The 25287-nt window shown below is 30.1% G+C and carries 21 protein-coding genes; 18 read left to right on the top strand and 3 right to left on the bottom strand.

What is annotated here, in order from left to right:
* The first annotated feature begins 8 nt into the window (after nucleotides 1-8).
* The 3 genes from QHG34_RS08995 (at nucleotide 9) to QHG34_RS08985 (ending at nucleotide 1362) form a co-directional block, all read left to right on the top strand.
* Nucleotides 9-272 carry a hypothetical protein gene (locus tag QHG34_RS08995; RefSeq protein ID WP_282629844.1) on the top strand — a complete coding sequence of 88 codons (264 nt, stop codon included), beginning with the start codon at nucleotides 9-11 and terminating at the stop codon, nucleotides 270-272.
* A gap of 78 nt (nucleotides 273-350) precedes the next feature.
* Nucleotides 351-782, top strand: a complete 432-nt coding sequence (locus QHG34_RS08990) for an RNA polymerase sigma factor (RefSeq protein ID WP_407080909.1) — start codon at nucleotides 351-353, stop codon at nucleotides 780-782.
* A complete protein-coding gene (locus QHG34_RS08985; RefSeq protein WP_282629842.1) occupies nucleotides 766-1362 on the top strand; it encodes a hypothetical protein in 597 nt (198 codons plus the stop codon). The genes QHG34_RS08990 and QHG34_RS08985 overlap by 17 nt, the downstream gene beginning before the upstream one ends.
* 32 nt (nucleotides 1363-1394) lie before the next feature.
* Here QHG34_RS08985 and QHG34_RS08980 read toward each other — a convergent pair whose 3' ends face one another.
* Nucleotides 1395-2678 (bottom strand): aspartyl protease family protein, encoded by a 1284-nt coding sequence (locus QHG34_RS08980; RefSeq protein ID WP_282629841.1) that lies wholly within the window; start codon nucleotides 2676-2678, stop codon nucleotides 1395-1397.
* Between the two features lie 205 nt (nucleotides 2679-2883).
* On the opposite strand from QHG34_RS08980, the gene QHG34_RS08975 reads away from it, so the two are divergent.
* Nucleotides 2884-3510: a hypothetical protein gene (locus QHG34_RS08975; RefSeq protein ID WP_282629840.1), complete on the top strand. Its 627-nt coding sequence runs from the start codon at nucleotides 2884-2886 to the stop codon at nucleotides 3508-3510.
* Between the two features lie 22 nt (nucleotides 3511-3532).
* Here QHG34_RS08975 and QHG34_RS08970 read toward each other — a convergent pair whose 3' ends face one another.
* The gene (locus tag QHG34_RS08970; RefSeq protein ID WP_282629839.1) at nucleotides 3533-4108 is read right to left on the bottom strand and encodes a hypothetical protein; all 576 of its coding nucleotides are present in this window, start codon (nucleotides 4106-4108) and stop codon (nucleotides 3533-3535) included.
* 145 nt (nucleotides 4109-4253) lie between these two features.
* Here QHG34_RS08970 and QHG34_RS08965 point away from each other — a divergent pair, with 145 nt between their 5' ends.
* Nucleotides 4254-4985 carry a hypothetical protein gene (locus tag QHG34_RS08965; RefSeq protein ID WP_282629838.1) on the top strand — a complete coding sequence of 244 codons (732 nt, stop codon included), beginning with the start codon at nucleotides 4254-4256 and terminating at the stop codon, nucleotides 4983-4985.
* A gap of 56 nt (nucleotides 4986-5041) precedes the next feature.
* On the top strand, nucleotides 5042-5749 hold the full coding sequence (locus QHG34_RS08960; RefSeq protein ID WP_282629837.1) for a hypothetical protein: 708 nt from the start codon (nucleotides 5042-5044) through the stop codon (nucleotides 5747-5749).
* Nucleotides 5750-5813: 64 nt separating this feature from the next.
* Here QHG34_RS08960 and QHG34_RS08955 read toward each other — a convergent pair whose 3' ends face one another.
* Nucleotides 5814-6830 carry a coiled-coil domain-containing protein gene (locus QHG34_RS08955; protein ID WP_282629836.1) on the bottom strand — a complete coding sequence of 339 codons (1017 nt, stop codon included), beginning with the start codon at nucleotides 6828-6830 and terminating at the stop codon, nucleotides 5814-5816.
* A gap of 550 nt (nucleotides 6831-7380) precedes the next feature.
* On the opposite strand from QHG34_RS08955, the gene QHG34_RS08950 reads away from it, so the two are divergent.
* The 12 genes from QHG34_RS08950 to QHG34_RS08895 all read left to right on the top strand — a co-directional run bounded on the left by QHG34_RS08950 (nucleotide 7381) and on the right by QHG34_RS08895 (nucleotide 25183).
* Nucleotides 7381-9795, top strand: a complete 2415-nt coding sequence (locus tag QHG34_RS08950) for an alpha-ketoacid dehydrogenase subunit alpha/beta (protein WP_282629835.1) — start codon at nucleotides 7381-7383, stop codon at nucleotides 9793-9795.
* 119 nt (nucleotides 9796-9914) lie between these two features.
* Nucleotides 9915-11138: a type IX secretion system plug protein gene (locus QHG34_RS08945; RefSeq protein WP_282629834.1), complete on the top strand. Its 1224-nt coding sequence runs from the start codon at nucleotides 9915-9917 to the stop codon at nucleotides 11136-11138.
* 28 nt (nucleotides 11139-11166) lie between these two features.
* Entirely contained in the window at nucleotides 11167-12156 is a 990-nt protein-coding gene (locus QHG34_RS08940; protein WP_282629833.1) for a hypothetical protein, read from the top strand.
* Nucleotides 12157-12211: 55 nt separating this feature from the next.
* Nucleotides 12212-12700, top strand: coding sequence for a DUF4280 domain-containing protein (locus tag QHG34_RS08935; RefSeq protein ID WP_282629832.1), 489 nt, complete (start codon nucleotides 12212-12214; stop codon nucleotides 12698-12700).
* 1 nt (nucleotide 12701) lies between these two features.
* Nucleotides 12702-15635 carry a hypothetical protein gene (locus QHG34_RS08930; protein ID WP_282629831.1) on the top strand — a complete coding sequence of 978 codons (2934 nt, stop codon included), beginning with the start codon at nucleotides 12702-12704 and terminating at the stop codon, nucleotides 15633-15635.
* Nucleotides 15636-15641: 6 nt separating this feature from the next.
* A complete protein-coding gene (locus QHG34_RS08925; protein WP_282629830.1) occupies nucleotides 15642-16568 on the top strand; it encodes a hypothetical protein in 927 nt (308 codons plus the stop codon).
* Nucleotides 16562-17491 (top strand): hypothetical protein, encoded by a 930-nt coding sequence (locus QHG34_RS08920; protein ID WP_282629829.1) that lies wholly within the window; start codon nucleotides 16562-16564, stop codon nucleotides 17489-17491. Before QHG34_RS08925 ends, QHG34_RS08920 begins: the two co-directional genes overlap by 7 nt.
* A gap of 112 nt (nucleotides 17492-17603) precedes the next feature.
* Nucleotides 17604-18065, top strand: coding sequence for a hypothetical protein (locus QHG34_RS08915; RefSeq protein WP_282629828.1), 462 nt, complete (start codon nucleotides 17604-17606; stop codon nucleotides 18063-18065).
* A gap of 60 nt (nucleotides 18066-18125) precedes the next feature.
* Nucleotides 18126-20765, top strand: a complete 2640-nt coding sequence (locus tag QHG34_RS08910; RefSeq protein ID WP_282629827.1) for a DEAD/DEAH box helicase family protein — start codon at nucleotides 18126-18128, stop codon at nucleotides 20763-20765.
* 81 nt (nucleotides 20766-20846) lie between these two features.
* Nucleotides 20847-21836 carry a hypothetical protein gene (locus tag QHG34_RS08905; RefSeq protein ID WP_282629826.1) on the top strand — a complete coding sequence of 330 codons (990 nt, stop codon included), beginning with the start codon at nucleotides 20847-20849 and terminating at the stop codon, nucleotides 21834-21836.
* Nucleotides 21833-24397, top strand: a complete 2565-nt coding sequence (locus tag QHG34_RS08900; protein ID WP_282629825.1) for a hypothetical protein — start codon at nucleotides 21833-21835, stop codon at nucleotides 24395-24397. The genes QHG34_RS08905 and QHG34_RS08900 overlap by 4 nt, the downstream gene beginning before the upstream one ends.
* A gap of 66 nt (nucleotides 24398-24463) precedes the next feature.
* Nucleotides 24464-25183, top strand: a complete 720-nt coding sequence (locus QHG34_RS08895) for a DUF1003 domain-containing protein (protein ID WP_282629824.1) — start codon at nucleotides 24464-24466, stop codon at nucleotides 25181-25183.
* The last annotated feature ends 104 nt before the right edge of the window (nucleotides 25184-25287 follow it).

Below are 25287 nucleotides of genomic sequence, written 5' to 3'. Positions count from 1 at the left end.
ATTAAACGATGAAATCTATTTGGGAAGCAACTTTTGAAAATAATGTAATTAGAATCGAAAATAACTGGTTTTCTGGCGAAAAACTTTTTGTGAATGACAAATTACAAGATTATCAAATCAATTATTTTTCAACTCCAATTTTAACGGGACATTTGAAAAATTCTAACAATGAAAAATTTCAAATTAAGGTGAATATTTTACAAGAGTTTTTTGGAGTAAATTGTATTCTATTTATCGATGATGAACAGATCGCTTTAAAGAAAGTAAAATAACCTATTTTGGAGGCAAAGCAAATTTATTTTCTCGAATTAATCGAACAACACAAAGGGATTTTACACAAAGTCGCTCGGATGTATATGGATAATTCTGAAGATCAGAATGATTTGATTCAAGAAATTGTTTTGCAATTATGGAAGGCTTTTGACCGTTTTGAAGGAAAGTCTAAATTTTCTACCTGGATGTATCGTGTTTCGCTGAATACGGCGTTAACATATTTTAGAAAAGAAAAGAAAAAAGCTGATCGATATACTTTTTTAGAAAATATAGATCAAGTTGATGAGGTAGATTCTAACGAAAAGGAAACACAATTAGAATTGTTTTATAAAGCAGTTCACGAATTGAATAAAGTAGAAAAAGCGTTAATCTTTCTGTTTTTAGAAGGACAAAATTATAAAGAGATTAGCTCTAGTTTGGGAATATCAGAAGTAAATGCGCGTGTAAAATTGAATAGAACAAAAGAAAAAATACAAATCATCATAAAAAAATATGGCTATGAATTTTGATGAATTACAAAAACAATGGGACAATCAGCCTTCGGAAGACGTGAAGATAGATCCAAATATTAAGCTTAATCAAAAGGCAAATACCATTATTGATAAAGTAAGAAAAACCTTGAAAAATGAGTTTTATTTTCAGTTATCAGGTTTGGTATTTCTATTTGCTTTTCCTTTTTTATTTGAAGCAAATTCGCTAACAATTTGGTGGACATTGTTATGTGTTTCGTTGACTTTTCTGGTTCCGTTTATTTATATTTTTAAGTTCTATAAAAGATCATATCATCTGGAATATAATTCGTTAAAGAACATCAATTGGTTTTATTATAATTACAAATCTGCGATTGATATTTACAGTATTTATTCGTTTATTATTTTTATTTTAGTGTTAATGTTGGTTGGTATTTCGTATATCCAGCATCCAAATTCGTTTCAGTTTGAACATCAATTTCAATTCTTTTTATACATTACTTTATCACTGTTTTTTTATGTTTTAATTTGCGTTTTATTATTAAAATGGTGGATTTCGATGTATTATAAAAAGAATCTAATCGAGTTAGAAAAGATCCTAAATCAATTAGAGGAATAACAAAAAAAGAGTAACCAAACGTTACTCTTTTTTTATTCCGTGAACGGAATATCTAATACAAATTTGAACTTCATGGGTTGATTGTTTCGCAAGATCTCAATTGAAATTTCTTGATGTTCGTTAATTTGCATAAAATGTTCAATCTCTGATAATGTCATTTTGTTTACAAGTTTTCCATTTAAACGTTCTAATTGATCGTTGGCTTTGAGACCAACTTGTTCTGCATTCGATTTTTTACGAACTGCTTCTATTTTATAAACAGGTTTCATAACAAAGCGATAATTTACTTGACTCTCTGTTGTATTTTGAATCGTTTTACTATTCATATTTAGTTTTACTTTTACTTCTTCCTTTTTCCAGTCAAAATCAGAATGAATAATTGTTAAACCGCTTCTGTTGTAATGAAAATCGTCTTTAAAATTTTTGTTGGGACGAAAATAAAATTTAGAATTATTGTAATCTAAAATGATAGAAAATCGTCGTAAAATTTCGTTTCCGATAGAACCTTTGCGGTTATTTTTAATATTAATAAATTGTATAGATTCTTTTTCAGGAATAGAGATCAAAGGGTTATTTAATTGGTATTTGCCTATCATTACATTTTCTATTGTGCCTCTTATACCATTTATCGAACCGCTAAAACCTTTTCCTAATTCGTCACTAAAAGCATCATTAGGAGTTTTTAGTTGAGGTAACTGATCTTCAAATAACCAAAGTCCGTCACTATTTCCAATATCAATTAGCATTTTTTGAAGTGTAAAATCGTGCTGATGCGTAAAGTTTATCTCTACAAAAGGTTTTTTTTCTGAGCTAATTTCTAAATTGCTCGCTTCGTATTTATTTAGTTTTTTGACATTGAGAATAGATTTGTAAAACGTGATTTGTTGTTTTGAATAGTTAATTTTAATAGGTTGATTCCTGAAAAAATCATAACCAATAATTCCATGAACATCAATTCCTAATCGTGAAAATAAATTAAAATCTTGATCTTGAATTATGATAACAGGTAAATTTAGATTGTAAAAGTTTTTACCAATTATCATAGAATTTTGAGAAGAATAGTAACCAATTGTTCCTTTATCATTGTTGCCCAAACCTTTTAGTTTTATTTGTTTGAGCGCTTTATGATTGATAGCATCATTGTATTGACCAAATAAAATCGTTTCATTTAAACCAGAATCTACAATGAAATTCATTTTATGGCCATTTAGCTTAACAGGAATAACAACCAAATTTTTGATTAATTGAAACGGAATTGTTTCAGATTTTATACCTCCAGCTAATTTTAGTCCAACTTCTTGCGCAGAAATTAGCATTGAATTTAAAGCAAAAAATAGATATAGAAGATACTTTATTTTCATTTAGTTAAATAATTCTATTAAAATTATGTAAAAAAAGGATATTTTTTTTAAAATAATTCATAATAATCTTAATTGAACTTTAACATGTTATTGTGTAATCTTTGTGAATTTTGAACATCTATATTTTATAAAATTGATAAATGATTTAAAAACCAAATAGATGACAAAAATTTACTTCCTTTTTTTATGTTTTATAACGTTTGCAAGTGCACAAGATTATAAAAAAGATACAATAGAATTGCACGAAACCATTCTGTATGATAAAAGCAAATTTCGGTTGAAACGTGTTGGTTCGGATACCAAGACAAAAACAGTACAAATTGGTTTAACTGCTGATATTAATTTTGATAAAGATTCGCTTCCTAAGTTTACCAAAGAATTTGCAATTCCAATTTCTGCACCCAAAAAAGAATTCACTTTTCAGCGCATTAATTTCAATTTTAGTAATAGTTTGAGATTAGATTCTATTCTTTTGAGAGTCGATTTAACAACCATGAATAAAGGAATACCAGATCAGTCAATTTTAGAAAAACCTTTTGAAGTAATGGTAAAAAAAGAATACCAGCAAGATGATATTTTTTCGATGGATTTGCGAGATTTGAATATTAAACATCAAGACGATTTCTTCATTAAAGTAGAGTTATTAACAAAAGTTGAAAACCCAATTTATTTTAGTGGTGCTTTGCTTACGAAATGTTTGTATAAAACAAGAGATTCTGATAAATGGCAAAAAACACCTTTAGGAATTACGCCAGCAATTAATGCAGATATTTTGATCAAAAAATAAAAGAGCTGAAAAGCTCTTTTATTTATCGTGGCGTTCCCCAACCCCAAGGCGCAGGTGGAATTGCTATTTCTTTTGTCAAATCAAAATAGACGTTAAAAGGGGTTTTAGAACCCGCTTTTTGCAAGTTGTAACTAAACGTTTTGTCATCTAAAGTAATCCACCAAATGTTTGTTGAAGCATAATCAATTAAGCTCGCTGTTTCTTGATCGGCTGGAAACATCTGGAAATCTTTGAAACCAAAATTGGTATTTGTTCCTCCATAAAATGTAATCGTTTCCGAAGTTCCATTTTTATGACGATGATCGTGTTTTAGCGTGATGATTCCATCTTTTTTCGTTAAAATCCATGTTCTCGAATAATTATCACCAACATTGAACGGAATTTTAATTTCGTTTGCTGAACAACTTTTTACATGCATTGTCAATTTTTTGCCCGCAAAATCATCGCGTGTAATATGTTCGGGTAATTTGCCTTCGTAAGCTTTACCGCAATGTTTTTCGAGGTTTTTCCAGAATATTTCCGAAGGTTTTTCGGTTTGTGCAAAAAGTGAAGAACATCCAATTAAAACGAATCCAAGTTGTAAAAATTTTTTAATCATAATCAGTAATAAAATTATTCAATAATGTTTTAAAGATAATATTTAAAAAATGATTAAGAATTTCTTTATCAAATTTGAAGAGAAAGATTAACACATTTTAAATGATATATATATTATTTTAGATTCTCAAAACCAATCATAAAAAATGAAAAAACTATTTGTAATAACCTTAATTATACTTTCGAGCGCAGTTTTCGGGCAAGAAAAAGCCTATCGATTTTTATACGATTTTCATCAGAAAACGATTTTAGATAGGGTTGAAAATCCTAATATGTTGCCAGATGATTATGCAATTATTGTTGCGGAGCTAAATAAATCTTATGAAGTTGAAGTGACAGCAAATTCATTAAACTCACTTGTGAAATTAGTAGAGAAAATTAATAACGAACAAAACAAATCGTTTATTTCAATAGAGCCAGAACCTAATTGGTTGTTGAATGATTTTGAAACGAATAATTCATACGAAAATTCAGTAGGAGTAGGAACATATATAAAAGATTCAATTAAAACGATTATTATTAAACCAACACGAAATTCTAAAAAGGTTTTAGGTCTTGATGCAAAAGAATTTATTGCAGAAGATACGTCGTGTAATTATCATTTTTGGTTGGTGAAACATCAAAATTTAACAGTTAGTCCTATTTATTTTCAGTTCAAAGGATATGTTGTTGTAGAAGCAGAAATAATCAATAAAAAATCAAAAGATTCTAAAACTATTACTGAAAGAAAAATGTCTTATGTTTTAAAAAACATATCTGAAGAAAAATCTTTTGATTTTGAGAAGTTAACACCTAAAAAGTTTATGACAAAAGCAGAGTATGATGCTTTGATAGAACAAAGGGAAAAAGAAATGAATAATAGAGTTGAAAAAGATTAACATTTGTGTTTATAGTTTTTAATTATATTTATTTTAAAATCAACAAAAACACTTTTATGAAAAACTACTTGTCATTATTATTTTCTGTCTTAACTATTTCGCTTTTTGCACAAGAAACAGATTATCAATTATCGTATGATGTTCATCGTAAAGTTGAATTTCCGAAAAAGGCTATCGAAGGTTTTGATATTAATCTTGATGAATTAAACAAAAATGCAAGTACCCAAAAAACGACTGAAGTATATGTAGGAAAAGACTTTAGTTTGATAGAAGCACCCAAAAAAATAAGTAATAGTCAAGGAGAAAAGGGGATGGATAGGCCATTACGACCAGAATGGTTGCTAAATGATTATCAAAATGATTTGAGCTATGAAAACTTTGAGTATTTCGAGATTCCATTAAAATCAGCATTAAAAGAACCTACTTTAACGCCGACAAGAAATACAAAGAAAATATTAGATTTGGATGCGAAAGAATATACGTTTGAAGATGATAAGTATTATTATTCGGTTTGGTTGACAAAACTAAAAGATTTGTCTGGAAGTCCTTTGTATTATCAGTTTAAAGGATTTTTGGTGTTAGAAGTGAAGATGATTGGTAAAATAATTGATGAAAAATCTCCAAAACAAGAGTTTCTTTATGTATTGACGGATATAAAAGAAACAAAAGCGAAGAATTATATAAAAATGATTCCGAAAAGAACAAGTTCTGTTGAAACATTACCGAAATTATATCGTAGAGATGAGGGGGTAGATAAAAGTTAAAGACAAAAAATAAATAAAAAAAGCCTTGCATTGCAAGGCTTTCATTTTATAAAATATGTTGAGATTAGTTTAAAGTAATCTTAGCTTGACTAATTTTGAAACCATTTTCATATACATTAAACGTGTAAACTCCTTTTTGGAAGTTTTCGTTTTCCCAATCAAACGTGATGTTTTTAGTTTGACCGTTTGTATAATTAAAGTTAATTGCATCAGAGAAATCAGCTGTATCACCAGATCTTAATTCAAGTTGTCCACCTTGTGCATTTCCGTAACGTCCTAATGTTCCGTCAGGATTATAGATTGCCACAAATAATTTTTTATCACCAGATTCTGTTCTAGAATTACGATCAACATCAAAAGAAACACGAATTTTATCAATTCGTTTTGCACGTGTTTTTTCAACTTCTTTTCCGCTATGTCTTACGCGAATACCTTTTATTTGTTGGTTAGAAACAGATAAAGTTGAGCTTAACTCGTTAATCTTACCTTTAGAAATAGCATTGTCTTTTTGACGTACACTTTTTTCTGTCTCGTAGTTATAAGTTAACTCTTTGTTGTTTTCTCTTAAGTTATTGTTATCAGAAGTTAATGAAGCATTTTTATTATTTAAATCATCAACACTGCGAACTAAGATTGCATTTTCTTTCTGTAAACGAGATACTTCAGATTTATAGTTTTTTACACTTCCTTCTAAATCGTTAATCATCTTACGTGCGCGATTCATTTCTTCAGCTGTAGGATTATCTTTGTCTAGGATTTGTTGAATATCTTGATTCTTTAACTGAATCATATTCTCTTTATCGCCTAATAAATTGTTACGATCTTCAATACGAGCTTTGTACTGTGTATAATCATTTAAAATCGAATCATATTGTCTTCTGATTTGATCTTTTTGACCTGTTTCATTTTTAAGGATTTGAGAATTCAAAGATTCATTCTTTTCTAACGAACCAATATGATTTGCCTGATAAACATTATATCCCACACTACCTGCAAGTAATACTCCAACTAAAGCTAATGGTAAAACTAGTCCGTTTTTTCCTTTATTATTTTGTTGATTGTTGTTTTCTAGTCCTTCCATCTTGTTTAATATTTAAGGTTAATTGTTTTTTATTGTTTTTAACATTAAGAAATTATGGTGCCAAAAAGTTTTAAAAATGTTAATTGAAGTCTTTTTTAACAAAATTTTTTAACTTTTAGACCGAAAATGAATAATTCTATAGAATTTTATTCTCAAGTTTTAACAAAATAAAAAAGCTTAAGTACTTACTGAAGCTTTTATTAATGATTATTCTTAAAAGTATTATTGATTAAAAGTCCCTGTATAAACAGAAGTAAAACATCTTTTAAGATTATTTTTTTAAAAAAAATCTTTTGTCTTACTAAACAGCTCATTTTTTTGAATTTTTTTATATAACTATAACGAATCGTTTTTTTCTGATTAAACAAAAAATATAATAGTAAGAATAGATATAATAACAAGGCTTTAATTCAGTAATATTTTCTTTCTATAGGATGTTTTGTAGACGTTTATTCGATAATAACCCTATTCTAAATCTTCGATAAGACGAAAACTCTATAGTGTAAGTTTCATTTCTTTTGTTAAATTTGTGATGCAACAAACAAAAGAAATGGAAACAAAAGAGGTAAATAAAATTACTTTCGAAGAGTTTAAAAGTCAAATCATTAGTGATTATAGAACGGCTTTTATGTCTCGTGAAGTAAGTCTTTTAGGTAGAAGAGAAGTGCTTACGGGGAAAGCAAAATTTGGAATTTTTGGTGATGGAAAAGAATTACCACAAATTGCAATGGCAAAAGTATTCAAGAATGGAGATTTTCGTTCAGGATATTACCGTGATCAAACATTTATGTTTGCAATTGGACAGTTAACTGTTGAGCAATTTTTTGCACAATTGTATGCTTTAACTGATTTAGAGAAGGAGCCTGCATCTGGTGGTCGTCAGATGACATCTCACTTTGGAACACGCTCTTTAAATGAAGATGGTTCTTGGAAAAAATTAACAGAACAAAAAAATTCGAGCGCTGATATTTCACCAACAGCAGGGCAAATGCCACGTTTGTTAGGTTTAGCTCAAGCATCAAAATATTACAGAAATGTGCCACAAGCTGATATAGAAAATCAATTTTCTATCAGTGGAAATGAAATCGCTTTCGGGACAATTGGTGATGCAAGTACATCTGAAGGGCATTTTTGGGAAACAATAAATGCAGGTGGAGTTTTGCAAGTACCAATGGTTGTTTCTATTTGGGATGATGGTTACGGAATTTCTGTTCCAGCAAAATTTCAACGTACAAAATCTAATCTTTCTGAATTATTATCAGGTTTTGGAAGAACTGAAAACGAAAGAGGTTACGAAATTATTACAGTAAAAGCATGGGATTATCCTGCTTTAATTGACGCTTATACACGTGCTGAAAAGTTTGCACGCGAGCATCATATTCCATGTATAGTACATGTACAAGAATGTACACAACCACAAGGTCACTCAACGTCAGGTTCGCATGAGCGTTATAAATCAGAAGAACGTTTGACTTGGGAAAAAGAATTTGATGGAATCACAAAATTCCGTGAATATATTTTAGCTTTTGCAGATCATTCTGAAGGAATTATTTCTGCAGAAGAACTAGACCAATTAGAAGCTGAAGTAAAAGCTGAAGTAAAAGCTTCTCAAAAACAATGTTGGGACGATTACTTAAATCCAATTTTAGAGCTAAAGAATCAAGCGTTAGAATTGTTAACAAAAGTTGCTTCAGAAAGTGCGAACAGTGCTTTTATTAATATTGAAATTAGTAATCTAAAATCAAAGAAAAGCCCATTTAAACGTGATGTTTATGGAACAGTTCGTAAAGTAATTCGTTTAACTCGTTCAGAAAAATTAACTTCTAAGGCAGAATTAATTTCTTGGTTAGATGTTAAAATGAAACGCGAAGAAGAAATTTATTCAACTAAATTAATTTCAGGAACTGCAACACAAGTTCCTCAAGTAGCACCAGTTTTTTCTGACAATCAACAATTGGAAGATGGCCGTGTAATTGTTCGTGATAACTTTGATAAACTTTTCGAAAAATATCCAAACGCTTTAGTTTTTGGTGAAGATGCAGGAAATATTGGAGATGTAAACCAAGGATTAGAAGGTTTACAAGCAAAATATGGAATTGATCGTATTTCGGATACTGGTATTCGCGAAGCAACAATTCTTGGTCAAGGAATTGGTTTAGCCATGCGTGGTTTACGTCCAATTGCAGAGATTCAATATTTAGATTATATCCTTTATTGTTTACAAGGGATTTCTGATGATTTAGCAACAGTGCTTTATCGTTCGAATGGAGGTCAAAAAGCACCAGTGATTATCAGAACACGTGGTCACCGTTTAGAAGGTGTTTGGCATTCTGGTTCGCCAATGGGAGGAATCTTGAATTTGGTTCGTGGAGTGAATGTTTTAGTTCCGCGTGATTTAACAAAAGCAGCAGGTTTCTACAATACATTGATGCAAGCAGATGAGCCTGCAATTGTTGTAGAAAGTTTGAACGGTTATCGTCTAAAAGAGCCTGCGCCAACTAATATTGGAGAATTTACAACGCCAATTGGTGAAGTAGAAATTACAAAAGAAGGAAAAGATGTAACCTTGTTAACATATGGTTCTACTTGGAGAATTGTGATGGATGCAGCGAAAGAATTAGAGCAATTAGGTATTTCTGTTGAAGTAATTGATGCGCAATCTTTATTACCTTTCGATATTAATGCAGATGTAGCGAAAAGTTTGAATAAAACGAATCGTTTAGTGATTGTTGACGAAGATGTTCCTGGTGGAGCAAGTGCTTTCTTGTTACAAGAAATTATCGAGAAACAAGGTGGATATTTTACATTAGATAGTGCGCCATTGACAATTACAGCGAAAGCTCACCGTCCTGCCTATGCAACTGATGGGGATTATTTCTCAAAACCTTCAGTTGATGATATTACAGAACAAATTTATGAATTGATGCGCGAAGCGAAACCAAATGAGTTTCCAGCTTTGTACTAAAAAATAAATTTTAGAGTTATATAAGCGTATGTCTTTGTAAAAAGGCATGCGCTTTTTTTGTATTTTTATCCATCAAAGTAATAAGGAAAATGAAATTCTATTCGATAATAATTTGTCTATTGACTTCGATAGTTTTTGGTCAATTTCAAGAAGTAAAACCACCAAAAAATATTAAAACATTACAAATTTTTAATCCTCAAACAAACGATAACACTCCAATTATTCGAATTGGAGGAAACGAGTATCTAATTTTCTTATTTGATGATACAAATGCTGGTTATAAACGTTATCAATATTCTATCGAACACCGAAATGCAGATTGGTCCGAATCAAATATTTTTCAATCTGAGTTTTTGTCAGGAGTAAATTCTGATTATGCCAGAACAAATAAAAACTCTTTCAATACCTATCAGAAATATACCAATTACCAAATTCAATTTCCGAATAATCAAATGAATGTAAAATTGGCAGGAAATTATGTATTGAAAGTGTATTTAGAAAATGATTCGAAAGTAATTTTTACACAAAGATTTTCAGTTTATCAACCAGTTACAGATATAGGAGTGATGGTTTCACGTTACAATAATCCAACAGTTAAAGAATTGAATCAGCGTTTACAAATTCAAGTAACAAGTGGAACTCAGAATTTGACTGAATCTCCTGATGGAGCAAAATTATTTTTAATGAAAAATAATAATTGGAATGAAGGTTATTTTATTGATCGCCCTACATTTTCAAGAAATAACCAATTAAGTTACAATGATACGAATATTTTATTTCCAGGTGGAGCAGAATACAATTGGTTTGATAATAAAAACTTAGAAGTACCAAGTTTAACAACAGAAAGCTCTTTCCGAAAGGATAGCGTTTATCATACTGTTTTACGTGCAGATATTCCGAAATATAATTTGCCCTACGATGATTATCCAGATATTGATGGTAATTTTTTCATTCGAAATAATCGTTATGGAAACGAATATGCAGCAAATTCTGAAGCAGATTACGCTTGGGTTTATTTTGCTTTAGAAGCTTTTGAAGATCAAAATGGGTTATACGAACCTTATGTAGTCGGAGCTTTCAATAAATGGCTAATTGATGCTGATTCTAAGTTAGAAAAAGATGAGAAAACAGGACTTTGGGTTACAGAACAATTTCTGAAACAAGGTTATTATAACTACCAATATGTCGTAAAAAATACCAAAACAGGTAAAATCGATCCAAGTTATGTGAGCGGAAGTTTTTGGCAAACCGAAAACCAATATCAAGCCTTATTTTATTATCGCCCTTGGGGACAACGATACGATGTGTTGATGGGATATGGAACTGGAAACTCAAGGAGATAAGCTATTCTAAACTAACGACCTACTACCAATGAATGAGATTAACCTTTCAAAAAAAGAAATCCGAAACAGAATAAATTCTATTCGAATCAAACCTAAAGGACTAGAAAAAAGAGAATATGGCGTTTCTGTAAAATACTTCAAAGAAAATGACCAAATTCCATTTAAACGAATTGATTATGAGTTGACCCTTGATTTAAAAATAATGTTGAATCAAGGTGAATTATTCATTGATAAAAAATCAATTTATTATAATCAACATGAACCTGATTTAATAAATGAAATCATCGCAAACTCAATCACTCAATCCATTTATCCATTGAAGGTTGAGTTGAACGAAAAAGGTCAAACACCAAATGAAATTTTAAATTACGATGAAATCCAGAATCGTTGGAAGAATCAACAGAAAATAATTTCTGAAAAATATGAAAGTGAAGCTTTAAGCTCTTTTTTTGAAACTGTTAATGATAAATTTGAAAACAAATCTCAACTAGAAAAAAGTTTGCACCATGATTGGTTTTGGAATTTATTTTTTCATCCTAAATTAGTTAATTATGGAGAGCGAAGAACAATCGAGACCGATCTATATTTAGCTGTTATTCCCTATCAATCTCCCATTCGATTCAAAGGAATTCAGAAAATAGAAAAGATTCCGACTGATTATTATTCGTTTATAATTAGTTTTAATAGTATAGAACAAAAGGCGCCTAAATATTTTTATCCTGTAAATAAACCAGAAAGTTTAGAAATTTATATGCAGTTAAATGTTGAATATGATTTAGATATTTTTCATCATTTTTCGATGCATACACGTGCAACATTTACCATTTATACTAAAGATGTTTTAGAAAATAAAACAATCGTAAAACGAATTGAATTTACTCAATATCAACAAAATACTGAAATATACAAAGACCAAAAATTAACAGCTGATAGTCCTTTTATTACTGGAGGATTGGTGAAATTACCACCAAACAAATGGGGATTTGATAATTTTGAAAATTTAGAAAACGATTGGTAATCAATACTGTTTTTTAAAATTTTTGTTTAAATTTATACTACTCAAACTACTACCTATGGCACTTAAAGAAAAAGTTGTACAAGGTGCAATGTGCTTATGTAAATATGGTACAACACCTGATAAATTAAAAGTACTTACACAACAAAAATATTACCTTAATGACCACCAAGGTAATAGCAAACTTGCTGCAACCCATAAAGATATCGGCACTACTTTCGAAAAAAACACTTTCGGACCTTGTAAAAAACAACCAACTCCAGGTGGTTTTAAACCTTGTCAAACAATTGTAACGGAATGGAGTGGCTATTACGAAAAAGAAAAATATGATCCGCCAGGAGGCTATATTTTGTTAGAAGACAGTAAGGCTACCTGCCCTATTGGAGGAAAAGATTGTATTAGTATCCTAAAATCAGGACAAATTGGTGAACCTACCAAAAAGAATTTCAAAAATGCAGATGATGAACTACAAGTGCATGTAAATCCTGTTGTTGATATGAGAAATTATGATGACCAAGATCCTTACGAATTTTTAAATGCTAAGTAAAATGGGAAAAGGTATTATAAGGTGCGGACTTAAAATAGATGGAATTCATAACAAGTTTATAGAAGTCGGTGATATTATTTTTATTCCTAAAGATGTTACTTATGAATTTTATATAGAAGCTGATTCAAAATTTTTTGATAGAGATTCAACTAATTTAGAAGAAAAAGTTAACACTGCTAAATGGGCGTATCTTTCTGATGGATTTTTTGATACGGCTCAAAAGAAAGGAAAAGAAATCTATACTGAATGGGGATATTTTAATGAAAACAGAAGCTCAGAAAATGTTCCTTATTTAGGAATTGGAAATCAATACAAATTAGGAAAATCATTACAATTTCAATTTAGCGAAAAATCAGGTAAAATAAATTCATGGATTGGAAATGGATATAGGGTAGAAGTTTTTAATAAAATACCCAATGCAGGTCTTTATTTTACAATTGTACCTTATCTAGATCCTATTGTCAGATTTGGTTATTTTGAGATTCAAACAGATATTGACACAAAGAAATCGAAAGAGAATGAGGTGACAGATAAAAGTTTTTTTTATGGTGAATCAGTTAAACTAAGAATTAGTTTACATCGACTTTGTAATTCCAAGTTAGAAAATAATAGTTTTTTTGAAAATTGTGATTTAAGCGTATTATTAACAGATGGAGATAATGGTTCAGTATTACAAAAAAATCCTTTATTAGTAGAATCGCTATCTAAGCTTCATAGTAAATTTATTGGACCAAATTCAGGATGGTTAAATAGTACTCTAGAATTTAATTTAGATATTCAAGAGCAGTGGAAAGACATTTATCACACAGGAATTGAGAACAGAAATTATTCTGTTGAAATACAATTGATAGATAAGACAACAAATACATTCTCTAAATTTAATATTAGAGAAAATAACTATACAATTTATGGGAATTCTAGCGATCAAGAACATAATGTTAGATACAGAACAAGTAATTTCTTTTCTGTAAAAAAATCTGCATTTGATATTGCAGCTTTTAAGGAAACAGAGAAATCAAACATGATTCAGTACATAGGTGATGTGATTTTTACAAAAAAAGAATTTGATCCATGTCATTTTACAGAAATTATCATACAGCAAGATGGAGGTAAAGATGAAAGTAAAAAGCGAATAATTTTTAAAGAACTAGAAAAAACAGTTGCAGATAATACAAATCTTTATTATGATGTAGTTGCGGGCGATGCAGGACACAATACTGCAACTGTAGATGTTGTAGTAAAAGGTTTGGAGCATAACAATGTTTTTTGTCAAGGTATTTTATTAGAAGATGGAAAAAAACATACTGATATACATAGTATTTTTAGAACAAATAAAATTCTTTCAGCACGACATAGATTTCCTGTAAGCAAAGAGAAAGAAAGTTTAAGAGAAAGTAAACAAGAGGAAACTAAGGTAAAGGTTGATAACACAAGAGTCGAGATTAATAAAATTCCAATACACGAAAAACAAGAGCTTCCTCAATCAGAGAACAATTACGAAAATGAGAATGTAGAATATAAACCTGATACAGAAGAAGAAGGCGACTATGATCTAGTTGCTGTATCAGAATACGATGTTCGCGATGTATTAGATTTACAAGAAGGTAAAGATTTTACAATTGTAGAGAACGAAGCCGAAAAATCGGCAACATTTACATTCAAAAAGTTAAGTTACTTTTACAATGAATCTTATGATACCAAACTTGCGCAATATTTAGGTTATGATAGAAGAAGCGATTTAGATGGAATCTTAGATAGTATTTGGGCATTTAACTATTTTTTATTATTCAAAGAACTAGCTCAAACCTATTTTGTTCCCATTTCTACATGTCGATACCCCAATCAAATTGCAAAGGTTAGAGTTTTTCCTGATATTAAATGGGAAGCCTTTATTTTAATTGTACCTGCAGATTCTTTAGCCTATGATGCAGTTAATATTGAACATAGTCCTCAAAAAGCAGATCACGAAAAGAAAACAAAAGGAGCTTACAAAAGTAGTAATCCCAATTTAGTCGATTATAAAGTAGAAATGCACATCAAATCGACTATCAAAGGTGAGGTAACAGATCTGAGCGTTGGTTTAGAGCAAAAAATAGGAAACTACCTAAGTGCAATTTCTGCTGTTAAAACAATGCTCGACTTTTTATCTCACAAAAACAAAGTTGTAACTGGCGCCGGCGCAGGAGCCCAAAAAATGATTGCGAAAGTAGGGAAAAAAGCAATTTTACCAGTTTTTATTGACTTCAGTTTACCATCATTACATGTAGGTGGTTCATGGAGATTTGAAGTACCAAAAGGTGAAAAAGAAGTTGCCGTAATTGGTAGTGCAGATATTGCACTAAGACCTCTTCTGAAAGGCAAAGGAGGTATTGACCTTATTGCTGCTATGCACTATATACCAGTTGTAGGAGATGTTATTTTAGCCTTAGAAGTGATGAAAGATGTTGCGGAATTGGCAATTACCTCTTTCACACCTTTGGACGTTAGCGCGCGGATGTGGTTTAATATCTACGCATTTGGACAAGTAGACCTAAAGTTGAGTGTAGATTTCTATAATGCCTATAATACTACACTTGAACCTAAAGTAACGCTGGGTATAGGACTAGAACTTGGGATGAAGATAGAAGCCTCTGTAAAAAAAATAGTTTTTATAGACGGTAAAGGTGACAGAGAAACCGTAGGAGGTATTGGTGGCGAACTATCTGGGAAAGGAGAAACAGGACTAGAACTTAAAGCAAAAACAGGTGTTAACACAGAAAATCTAGTTTTTGTAGAAGGCTCTGTGTCTTTTATAGGCATTACATTAGAAGTGGTAGGGAAATTAGAAATAGATGAAGGAGGTGATAAAAAGAGTAAACCTCCGACACCAAAAGGAAAATTTCAGGTGGTCGATCGCAAAGACGATTTCGCAAAATACAAATGGACACTAAAATAACAGTATATGTACAAATTATTTATTACAACATTATTCACGCTATTCATCACAAACAGCTGTGCCCAGTCGCAGCAAGAAAAAACAAACGCAATGAAAAACTATTACAACGAAATAACCAACGAGATCAAATTTCCGACACCAACCCCTTTTTATACCTTACAAATCAATAAGCAAGATTGTAGAGTATTGATTAGGATTAATGATATTCCGTTTGCTTACACTTTTTTCGAGGACGAAGGAGAAAGCCAATTATTACCAATAAACAATATTCTTCCATTATCAGGAGAGCAAAGCATTACACTAGAGGTCTACCCAAAAAGCATGCAACAAACATTGAGTGATAAAGCGCATGTTAATGTAAAACTAATTTATGCACCAGGACGAGATGTATCGATGAATGAATATGAGGTACAACAACAGTTTGATTTGCCTGAAGGATTAGGCGACCAAAAATTACCAAAGTACCTGATTACAGGTAAATTTGCAGCCAATGTACCATGGGATTTTAGCAAAGATCTTGCAACAGCCCAAGACTTATCCAAAATACCGAATATAGAAGAGAAAGTAGTCGATAAGTACAAGCAATTAAGTCAATATATTTTTAATAGTCCTGTAGATTTTGTGAAAGAAAATAAAATAGCGTTGTTAAAAATTTGGAATTATAATTATTTTACAAAAAAAGAAATTATGATTAGTGGACCTAATAGTGAGATGTTTGATTTAGCTCTAAAAGATCGTGAAATGGATCCGATCGAAAATTATGAGATCAATTTCTACAACAACAACCGCTTGGTAACCTTGCGAAACAAAAAAGATAAATCGTCTATTCTGAGAGTTAATTATATGGAAGAAGGTTACACTGAGAAAAGTTCATCAGGACGCTTTATTATTTTGTATATGCCAGCGGGTAGCAAAGAGCTAAAAATATGGTAAGGCATTTTAGTATCTTGTTCTTTAGTTTATTAGTTTTTTCTTGCAAAGGGCAAAAAGAAGAATTTGTACGAATTATTGTACAGCCAGAGGTAGAGGTAGGAAAAACAATAAATATCAATATTAATTTTGAACAAAAACCTGATAGTATTATTGTTAGTAAAATTGGGATTGATGGGTTAGAGATGACCTACAATTTAGACGAAATTTCAAATAATATTTCCGAAAGTAACACCAGAAATGAGCACGGTGAAATAATTAAGACTTATTATAATTTTGAAAATTATGCTACTCCAACAAAAAAAGGTCGAATTGACTTCCCTATTTTAACCGTTATATATAAAGGAAGAGAGTACAAGAGCAAACCATTTTATATAGATGTAGTTGAAAATATAAAGATTAATCAAAATGATATAAAAATTATTTGGGCATCAGACAAAGAAAATTATAAAAAAGATGACACAATAAAATTAAATCTTTTTGAATATTCTAGATTTTCTCAAACTAAAATAAAACATGTATCTCCTGAAAAACTACCAACATTTCAAGGTAAAAGTCATGAAATACATATTGGTACCGAAGAAACTATCGATAATATTGTAGGAATAAATGATTTTGAAAAAAAGATTGAAAAGCGTTTTAATGCTATATATTTTAATTGGAATACATTCAAAAATAATCAAATAATGGAAGAAATTGATGATAGATTATATATTAAAACATTAATTGCGGAATTGCATCTTTTGGCAAAATACGAAGGTCAGTTTGAGATAGGTCCAAGTAAATTTGATATTACTCTTTATAAAAATGATAGATTTGATTTAAAAAGGCGTATTCGTAATAAAGATGGCATTTATGTTATGCCAAAAGAAGATGAAAAAAATATAAAAATTCAATCCAATAAATTAAAAATTTTAGTAAAGTAAAAAAACATATATAAAAGATAGCTAAATAAAGATTTATGTTGTTGTAGAATATTATCTTATCTTATTATTTTTTGAAGTAAAATTTCTTATAAAATCTAAAAAATCTTAAACTATGAAAAAATTATTAATACTATTACTTTCTCCATTTTTTGGATTTGCACAATTAACTTTAATTGATTTGAAAAATATGGCAAATCAAAAAGCCGATTTTAGCATAGATTATATAAAACAAAAAGGATATTCTTTTAGACAAGAAAGGGATATTCTAGATGGGACAAAACAACTTTATTATGAAAAAGGAAAATCAAGCAGGACTTTGGTTGTTTTAAAAGTCGGTCCAAATTCTAATAATCTTATATCATATGTTCCAGAAACTGCTACAAATTATAATGAGATATTAAATTCAGTAAAAAAAGACGATTTTCAATTAATCAATACTACTTCTGGTGAAATGGATAATTGTTCAGAATATCAATCGAAAGAATATTTTACTAAACTTTGTGAAATTCAATTTCCTAACCAATCCGAAAAATCATATAATATTACTTTTTATAGAAATGGAATGGATTTATAGCATTTCATGTGAAAGATCTTTAAATTAGTCAATCTTTTAATATAAGATTTTAATTATATCATGTCTTTCAATTTCCAACCTATAAAGTTTAAGTATTCTTGGCGCGATTATCAACAGCGTGTTTTAGATGAATTAGAGATTCATTTAGAAGATGCGCATCTTAATGTTGTAGCACCGCCTGGCTCTGGAAAAACGGTTTTGGGATTGGAAGTAATGCTTCGAATTAATGAACCTACGCTTATTTTAGCACCAACTTTAGCGATTCGTAATCAATGGAAAGATCGATTTATTGAGCTTTTTCTTGATAATCAGGAAGTCGATTGGATTTCAATGGATATTCATCAACCTAGTTTTTTGACGATTTCTACTTACCAAGGTTTACACACTTCGATGGTGAAAGATGAACAAAACTGGATTCAACTTCTCAAAGAAAATAATGTAAAAACCTTAATTGTAGACGAAGCGCATCATCTAAAAAATGAATGGTGGAAAAGTCTCAATAAAATCAAAAGTGAATTATTGCCAAAAGTTGTTGCGCTAACTGCAACACTACCTTTTGATGTTGCGAAAGAAGAATGGAATCGTTATCTAACTTTTTGTGATCCGATAGACTGTGAGATTTCCGTTCCAGAATTGGTCAAACAAAAAGATTTGTGTCCACATCAAGATTTGTTGTTGTGTTCATTTCCTACAAATTTCGAGAATGAGATCATTTCCAAAAACCTCGAAGAAGTAGAAGCTTTTTTCCAAGAAATCAAACAGAATTCAGCTTTGTATGAATTTGTTTTGACGTTAGATTTTATCAAAACGCCAGCAAGTTGTTTCGACGAAATTTATGCAGACTTTGATGCGTATGCGGCTTTTGTGATTTATCTGAAATCGTTTGATACGCCATTGGATTTTCAGCATTTGGATTTATTAGAAAATGAAACGATAGATTTTCCTCCTTTCAATTATTATTGGGCAGAATGTATGTTCAATTATTTATTGTTTAAAGACGAAGAATTTTATTTGGAAAACGAGAAATTCTTGAAACCATTTTTAACGAATTTAAAACGAATCGGAGCAATCGATCAGAAAAAAGTTACGTTACATTATAATCAAAAAGTAAAAAATTCGCTGATAAATAGTGTAAAAAAGATTGATAGCATTGCTGAGATTGTAAATTCAGAATATCAACATTTGGGAGATAAGTTGCATATGGTGATTTTGACGGATTACATTCGAAAAGAATTTTATTCGGATAATTTACAGAATGATCCAAGTAAGATAAAGTTGGGTGTTTTTCCAATTTTCGAAAAACTTCGAAATCTAAACTCAGAAATAATTCCATATCTCGCTATTGTTACAGGTTCGATGGTAATCGTTTCGAAAACAATTCTTCCAAAATTAATTTATCAGTTCAAAGATAGGGCAGAAGCGATTCAGTTCAAATCGGTGATGTTCGATGATAATTTTTTCGAAGTTGTTGCACAAGATAATTCAAGAGGAAATCTGTTAGCTGTTTTAACAAAGTTATTTAACGAAGGTTTTATCAAAATAATTGTCGGAACTCGTGCATATTTGGGCGAAGGTTGGGATGCACCGAGTATCAATAGTTTAATTTTGGCGAGTAATGTAGGTTCTTTTGTAACCTCTAATCAGATGCGTGGGCGTGCGATTCGCGTGAATTCTAACGAACCAAATAAAGTGAGTAACGTTTGGCATTTGGTTACGTTGGATTTGTTTGCGCAAAATGGTGGTGGAGATTTGGATAAAATGAGACAACGATTTGAGGCTTTTGTTGGGATTTCACAAAAAGAAAACACGATTTCGAATGGTATTTCTCGTCTAAATCTTCCTGAACAATTTACTGCGACATCTATTGAAAATTACAATCAACAAACGATAGAATGGAGTAAAAATGATGTTCAAATTAGAGATTCTTGGACAAATTCTATTGCGAACGGAACTAAGATTGATAATGAATTAAAGTTTTTTTATGATGGAGAAAAAGAATATGATTTTTCGAAACAATTATATTACTCGAAGTCAATAAAAAGTTTAACAACAAGCTTGCTTCTTTCATTAACCTCTTTTATCGTTTTCTTTTTCGAAGAAAGTATCCGAACACTTTTATTTTCGATGTCGAAAAGAAGTTTTCTTTCAACCATAATTTTTCTTTCAACGGTCGGAATTGTGTATTTCGGAGTTAATTTTTACAAAAACATCAAACTTTATATTCAATATAGAGATATCACCAAAGATTTTCAGAAAATAGCGGTTGCGTTATTCAATACTTTGCAACATTTTAATTTACTGTCTGATGAATTGCGCGAATCAAATATTTTGACAACTGTTGATAAATCGGGAAATATTTCGTGCAGTTTATTATCTGCAACAACTTATGATAAAGCGATTTTTTTAGATTCATTAGAAAATATTTTAAATCCAATGGATAATCCACGTTATTTTATCGAAAGAAAAAGTGTGTTAATGAAGCTTTTCAAACAAAGAGATTATCATTCAGTTCCTGAAATTATTGGTCAACACAAGAAAAAAGCCGAATATTTTCATCAACAATGGTTACAACTTGTAGGCGATGCAGAATTGCATTATACAAGAAGTTATTATGGACGAAAAAAGTTGATAAAAGCGAAAATGAAATCGCTAAGCTTTCAGTTAAAGCAACCAATTGAACATATCAAAAAGTGGAAATAGAGAAAAATAATTCTTTTCAACGATAAGAAATCTCACTATTTTTATCGATTGTGTTTTATAGATTTTGAGTTAAATTTGAGTATGAAATTTTTATTCAGATTTTTAACACTGTTTACGATAATTAGTTTGGTTGGATGTACTTCCGAAACCAAAAAGTCGCCGATTGATTTTTATTATTGGCGAAGTAACTATTCTGTAAATAATATCGAAAAAAAAGCGGTTGATTCGTTGAAAGTGGAAAATGTTTACGTTCGTTTTTTTGATGTAGATAAAAAAGTGAATAAAATTTCTCCAGTCGGTATTATTCAGAGTTTTGATGCAACGAAACTCAATGTCAATTATATTCCAACGGTTTTTATTACCAATCAAACATTTCTGAATACATCCAAAGATCAAGTCAAAATTTTAGCAAAAGATGTCTATAATTTTCTGAGTGAAACGGCTGAACGAGGAAATCTGAAAAACTTCAATGAAATTCAGATAGATTGTGATTGGACAAAATCTACGCGCGAAAATTATTTTATGTTTTTGTCGGAATTGAAACATATTTCGGGCAAAAAACTTTCGGCAACTTTGCGTTTGCATCAAGTTAAATTTAAAGATCAAGAAGGTGTTCCGCCTTTGGATAAAATGGTTTTGATGTGTTATGCAACTGAAAATCCTACCGATCAATCTGAAAATAATTCGATTTTAGATTTGAAAATAGCAAAAGATTATTTGAAGAATTTAAACAACTATCCAATCAAATTAGATGTTGCTTTGCCAATTTATTCATGGGCAATTTTGACAAATCATCAAGGAAGAATAAAATTAATCAATTCCTTTTCGGAGCAAGATTTGATAGGAAAACCTGTAAAGAAAATCAGAAACGGTTTTTATGAAGTGGAAGATGATTTTTTTGTTCGAAATTTTTATGTGAGCAAAGGTTTTACGATAAAAGTCGAAACGATTTCTCCCGAATTATTAGTTGAAACAAAATCATTTATCGATACAAAATTATCTTACAATTATCGCTTGATTTATTATCATTTAGACTCAAAATTTTTGAAAACAATACCAACACAATTATGAAAAAAATAGTACTTACTTTATGTTTAACTTTTGGTTTGACCAAAGCATTTGCGTGTGCTGATGGAGGTGGAGAAGATTATTATTACTATAATCTTTTTTCGCAAACATTAAGTGAAGCGCCGCAATATCAGCCGTTTTTGATGACGTTGGATAATCCATATTATACGATGGATGCAAATCAAAAGAATGAGAATATTTTGGATTGGCAAAAAACGTTGGGAATTAGCTATCAGCAAGCATTTGAGTTGGTTTTTAAAGCATCAAAACAAGAAATTGATTTGATGGTAAAGAATGGAAAATCATCCAATGCGAACTATAATTTTGCGACAACAGACTGGGTAAAAAAGAATAAACAAAGTTTACTTTATTTGTCGTATGCTAAGTATTTAGAGCCTTACATGGCTTTTTATTACATCGATAATGGAGAATGGTCGTATGTCGATCGTCCTGAAAAAAATGTCAATAGCCTAAATTATAAAAAAGTTCTTGAGGTTCTAAAGAAAAGTTGGAATGCAGAAACGGACAAAGAATTAAAAATTCGTTATGGTTATCAATTGGTGCGTTTTGCCCATTATTTTCATGAATATAAAGATGCGATCAACTATTTTAACATGTATGTAGCGTCTCAAGGACTCAAAAATTCGATGTATTATTATGCGTTAGATCAAAAAGGTGGAGCGGAGCGAGCACAAGGAAATTATATTCAGGCGAATTATGATTTTTTCGAAGTTTTTTCTCATTCAAATGATCGAAAAATGAGTGCTTATCAATCGATGCGTGTGACAGAAGATTTGAATTACGAGAAAATGTTAGTCAATGCTAAAACGACACAAGAGAAAAATGATTTGTACTTGTTGATTGGTTATAACGATTTTTCGAATCCGTTAGCGCCTGCAAAAAAAATTATTGCGAATGATGTAAATGCGCCGCAAGCAAGAATTTTATTTGCACGTTCTATCAATTTAATTGAGCGCGAATATTTGCAACAAAATCCTGAAGATTATTATTGGGATTCGTCTCAAGAGCGAAAAAAGTATACGGATTTATATTTACCTGTAAAAACGAATAACAATTATTATGGAAGTTCTGATGAAAATTCGAAAGATGAAATTCAGATTAATGAATTAATTTCTTTGGCAAAATCGCAAGCAACAAAAGCTAATGACAAAGAATATTGGAATTTATCGGTGGCATATCTTAATTTATTGAATAAAAATTTTTCGGAAACAAAAACGTATTTAGCCAAAGTAAATTCAACATCGAAAGAATTTCAACAACAGAAAAAAGTGATTGAAATTTTATTAGAGATTTTCGAACAAAAGAAAATTTCAGATAGTTTCGAGAATCAATTGATGCAAAAATATGCGTCGATTTTGAATTATGAATATCCAAAATTACCAGAAGATGTTTATGATTATTCGGATGAAGATGATCAAAAAATGAACTTGAAAAATGTGATTTTAGATGTTTTGGCAAATCGATATTTTCTGCAAGGTGATAAAGGAAAAGCATTTTTGATTCATAATGAAATTACACAATTAGGTACAAATCCGGATTGGGCGATTATTAATGATTTGGATAAATTGGATAAAAAATCAAATAAAACAGCTTTCGAAAAATATTTGATCAATGCAAAAGTAAAATCGAGTTCATGGGATTGGAAAACAGAAAAATCGACAGATATTCAATTTAAATTAGCTGATTATTTAGCCGATTTCAAAGGAACATTGTATTTGGGCGAAATGAAATTTGATTTGGCGAAGAAAGAATTTGAGAAGATTGATCAAAAATATCATACGTCAGAAAGTGCTTATTTTGTCTACGGTTATGATTCTGTAAAAGATAAGGAAACCAAAACTTGGGTAGAAAATCAGTTCGATGGCTATCATAATATTCCGAATAAAATTTTTGGATATAATAAGATTGAATGTTTTAATTGTGACGAAAATCAAGTGATCGCAACACCATATTTGAATGAGTTTAAATTCATCAAACCAAAAATGTCAAAATTAGAATTGACAAATGCGATGATTGAATTAAATAAATTGGCAAAAAAGAATACCGAAGAAGCTGCGAAAGCAAATTATTTGTTAGGGAATTTCTATTATAACACGACAACTTTGGGCTATTATCGATATTTGTTAACATTTGATCATAACAATGATAATGGACCGAAATACAATAATTATAGTGACGAATATGAAGCGACAAACAATTTCTTTTACAAAAGTTTTGGTTGGGGAGGAAATTATGTAGATAATTTTACGCCTTCAGAAAATTATTTGAAAAAAGCATTTGATTCGACAAAAGACAAAGAAATGAAAGCGCAAATATTGTTTGCATTGTCGAAGAATGAACAAGGAAGATTTTATAATGCAAAAGATCCTGTTTTGAAACGTTTGTACGAAAATCAATATGATAACGAAGAGAAGATTTTAGCGTTTAAAGTGGCAAATTATCGTTCTAATTTTAAAAATTTGAAACAATATTCGGATACTAAAACATATCAAGAAATAAAATCAAATTGTAAATATTTCGATTATTACACGAATAACTTTTAATAATTAAAACGCTTCTAATTTTAGGAGCGTTTTTTGTTATGTGATTTTTGACTAAAATAGATTATTATGAAATGTTTTGTAACTCAAAAACCAATTAATCGCTACGAAGCTGTAAAAGGAAAAGAAATTCAGCAAGAGATTTTTAAATTGATTGAGCAAGATTATCCAGCAATTACCGAAGAAGATTATGTTTCGATAAAAGTATTGAACAAATATCGTCGTCAATTTTTTGCAAATTTGATTTCGCAAGAAAAAGGTGAAATGGAAAAATTGGATCAAGATGTAGTGGAAGCGATTCGTGATAATTCTATTCTTTCCGAGAATATAAAAGAAAATTCATCAAAACCATTGACAACAGGCGATAGAATCGCAGATAAAGTAGCATCTTTTGGTGGAAGTTGGACATTTATTATTTCGTTTTTTATTTTCTTATTGGCTTGGATGTTTCTTAATTTTTGGATGTTGCACAACAAAGGTTTTGATCCCTATCCATTCATTTTACTCAATTTGATTTTGTCTTGTTTAGCAGCAATACAAGCGCCAATTATTATGATGAGTCAAAATCGTCAAGAAGATAAAGATCGTGATAGAGCCGAACATGATTATAAGATTAACTTGAAAGCTGAATTGGAAATAAAATTATTGAGTGAAAAAATAGATCATTTATTGGTTCATCAGAATAAGAAATTATTAGAAATACAGGAAATGCAGATTCAATATTTAGAAAATATCGAAAATCAAATTCTTCATACAAAAGATAAAAAAGAAAATAAAAAGGAAGAATAATGGATATTTTTATGTCTAAAGTGGTAAAAGACTTAATTATCTGAACTGAAACATTTCCATTTATTTTTCTTAAATTTGAACTTTGAAAAAGTATAAACAAACAA

Source organism: Empedobacter sedimenti (genome assembly GCF_030005555.1).
Taxonomy (GTDB): domain Bacteria; phylum Bacteroidota; class Bacteroidia; order Flavobacteriales; family Weeksellaceae; genus Empedobacter; species Empedobacter sedimenti.
The sequence above is the reverse complement of the archived record's forward strand: the minus strand, read 5'-3'. Positions and strand labels throughout refer to the sequence as shown.

Coding starts and splice junctions, on each gene's coding strand:
- QHG34_RS08925 (WP_282629830.1), top strand. CDS start 15,642: ATGTACAAATTATTTATTACAACATTATTCACGCTATTCATCACAAAC.
- QHG34_RS08955 (WP_282629836.1), bottom strand. CDS start 6,830: ATGGAAGGACTAGAAAACAACAATCAACAAAATAATAAAGGAAAAAAC.
- QHG34_RS08895 (WP_282629824.1), top strand. CDS start 24,464: ATGAAATGTTTTGTAACTCAAAAACCAATTAATCGCTACGAAGCTGTA.
- QHG34_RS08905 (WP_282629826.1), top strand. CDS start 20,847: ATGAAATTTTTATTCAGATTTTTAACACTGTTTACGATAATTAGTTTG.
- QHG34_RS08970 (WP_282629839.1), bottom strand. CDS start 4,108: ATGATTAAAAAATTTTTACAACTTGGATTCGTTTTAATTGGATGTTCT.
- QHG34_RS08915 (WP_282629828.1), top strand. CDS start 17,604: ATGAAAAAATTATTAATACTATTACTTTCTCCATTTTTTGGATTTGCA.
- QHG34_RS08960 (WP_282629837.1), top strand. CDS start 5,042: ATGAAAAACTACTTGTCATTATTATTTTCTGTCTTAACTATTTCGCTT.
- QHG34_RS08930 (WP_282629831.1), top strand. CDS start 12,702: ATGGGAAAAGGTATTATAAGGTGCGGACTTAAAATAGATGGAATTCAT.
- QHG34_RS08980 (WP_282629841.1), bottom strand. CDS start 2,678: ATGCTAATTTCTGCGCAAGAAGTTGGACTAAAATTAGCTGGAGGTATA.
- QHG34_RS08990 (WP_407080909.1), top strand. CDS start 351: ATGTATATGGATAATTCTGAAGATCAGAATGATTTGATTCAAGAAATT.
- QHG34_RS08975 (WP_282629840.1), top strand. CDS start 2,884: ATGACAAAAATTTACTTCCTTTTTTTATGTTTTATAACGTTTGCAAGT.
- QHG34_RS08920 (WP_282629829.1), top strand. CDS start 16,562: ATGGTAAGGCATTTTAGTATCTTGTTCTTTAGTTTATTAGTTTTTTCT.
- QHG34_RS08965 (WP_282629838.1), top strand. CDS start 4,254: ATGAAAAAACTATTTGTAATAACCTTAATTATACTTTCGAGCGCAGTT.
- QHG34_RS08950 (WP_282629835.1), top strand. CDS start 7,381: ATGGAAACAAAAGAGGTAAATAAAATTACTTTCGAAGAGTTTAAAAGT.
- QHG34_RS08985 (WP_282629842.1), top strand. CDS start 766: ATGGCTATGAATTTTGATGAATTACAAAAACAATGGGACAATCAGCCT.
- QHG34_RS08940 (WP_282629833.1), top strand. CDS start 11,167: ATGAATGAGATTAACCTTTCAAAAAAAGAAATCCGAAACAGAATAAAT.
- QHG34_RS08935 (WP_282629832.1), top strand. CDS start 12,212: ATGGCACTTAAAGAAAAAGTTGTACAAGGTGCAATGTGCTTATGTAAA.
- QHG34_RS08910 (WP_282629827.1), top strand. CDS start 18,126: ATGTCTTTCAATTTCCAACCTATAAAGTTTAAGTATTCTTGGCGCGAT.
- QHG34_RS08900 (WP_282629825.1), top strand. CDS start 21,833: ATGAAAAAAATAGTACTTACTTTATGTTTAACTTTTGGTTTGACCAAA.
- QHG34_RS08995 (WP_282629844.1), top strand. CDS start 9: ATGAAATCTATTTGGGAAGCAACTTTTGAAAATAATGTAATTAGAATC.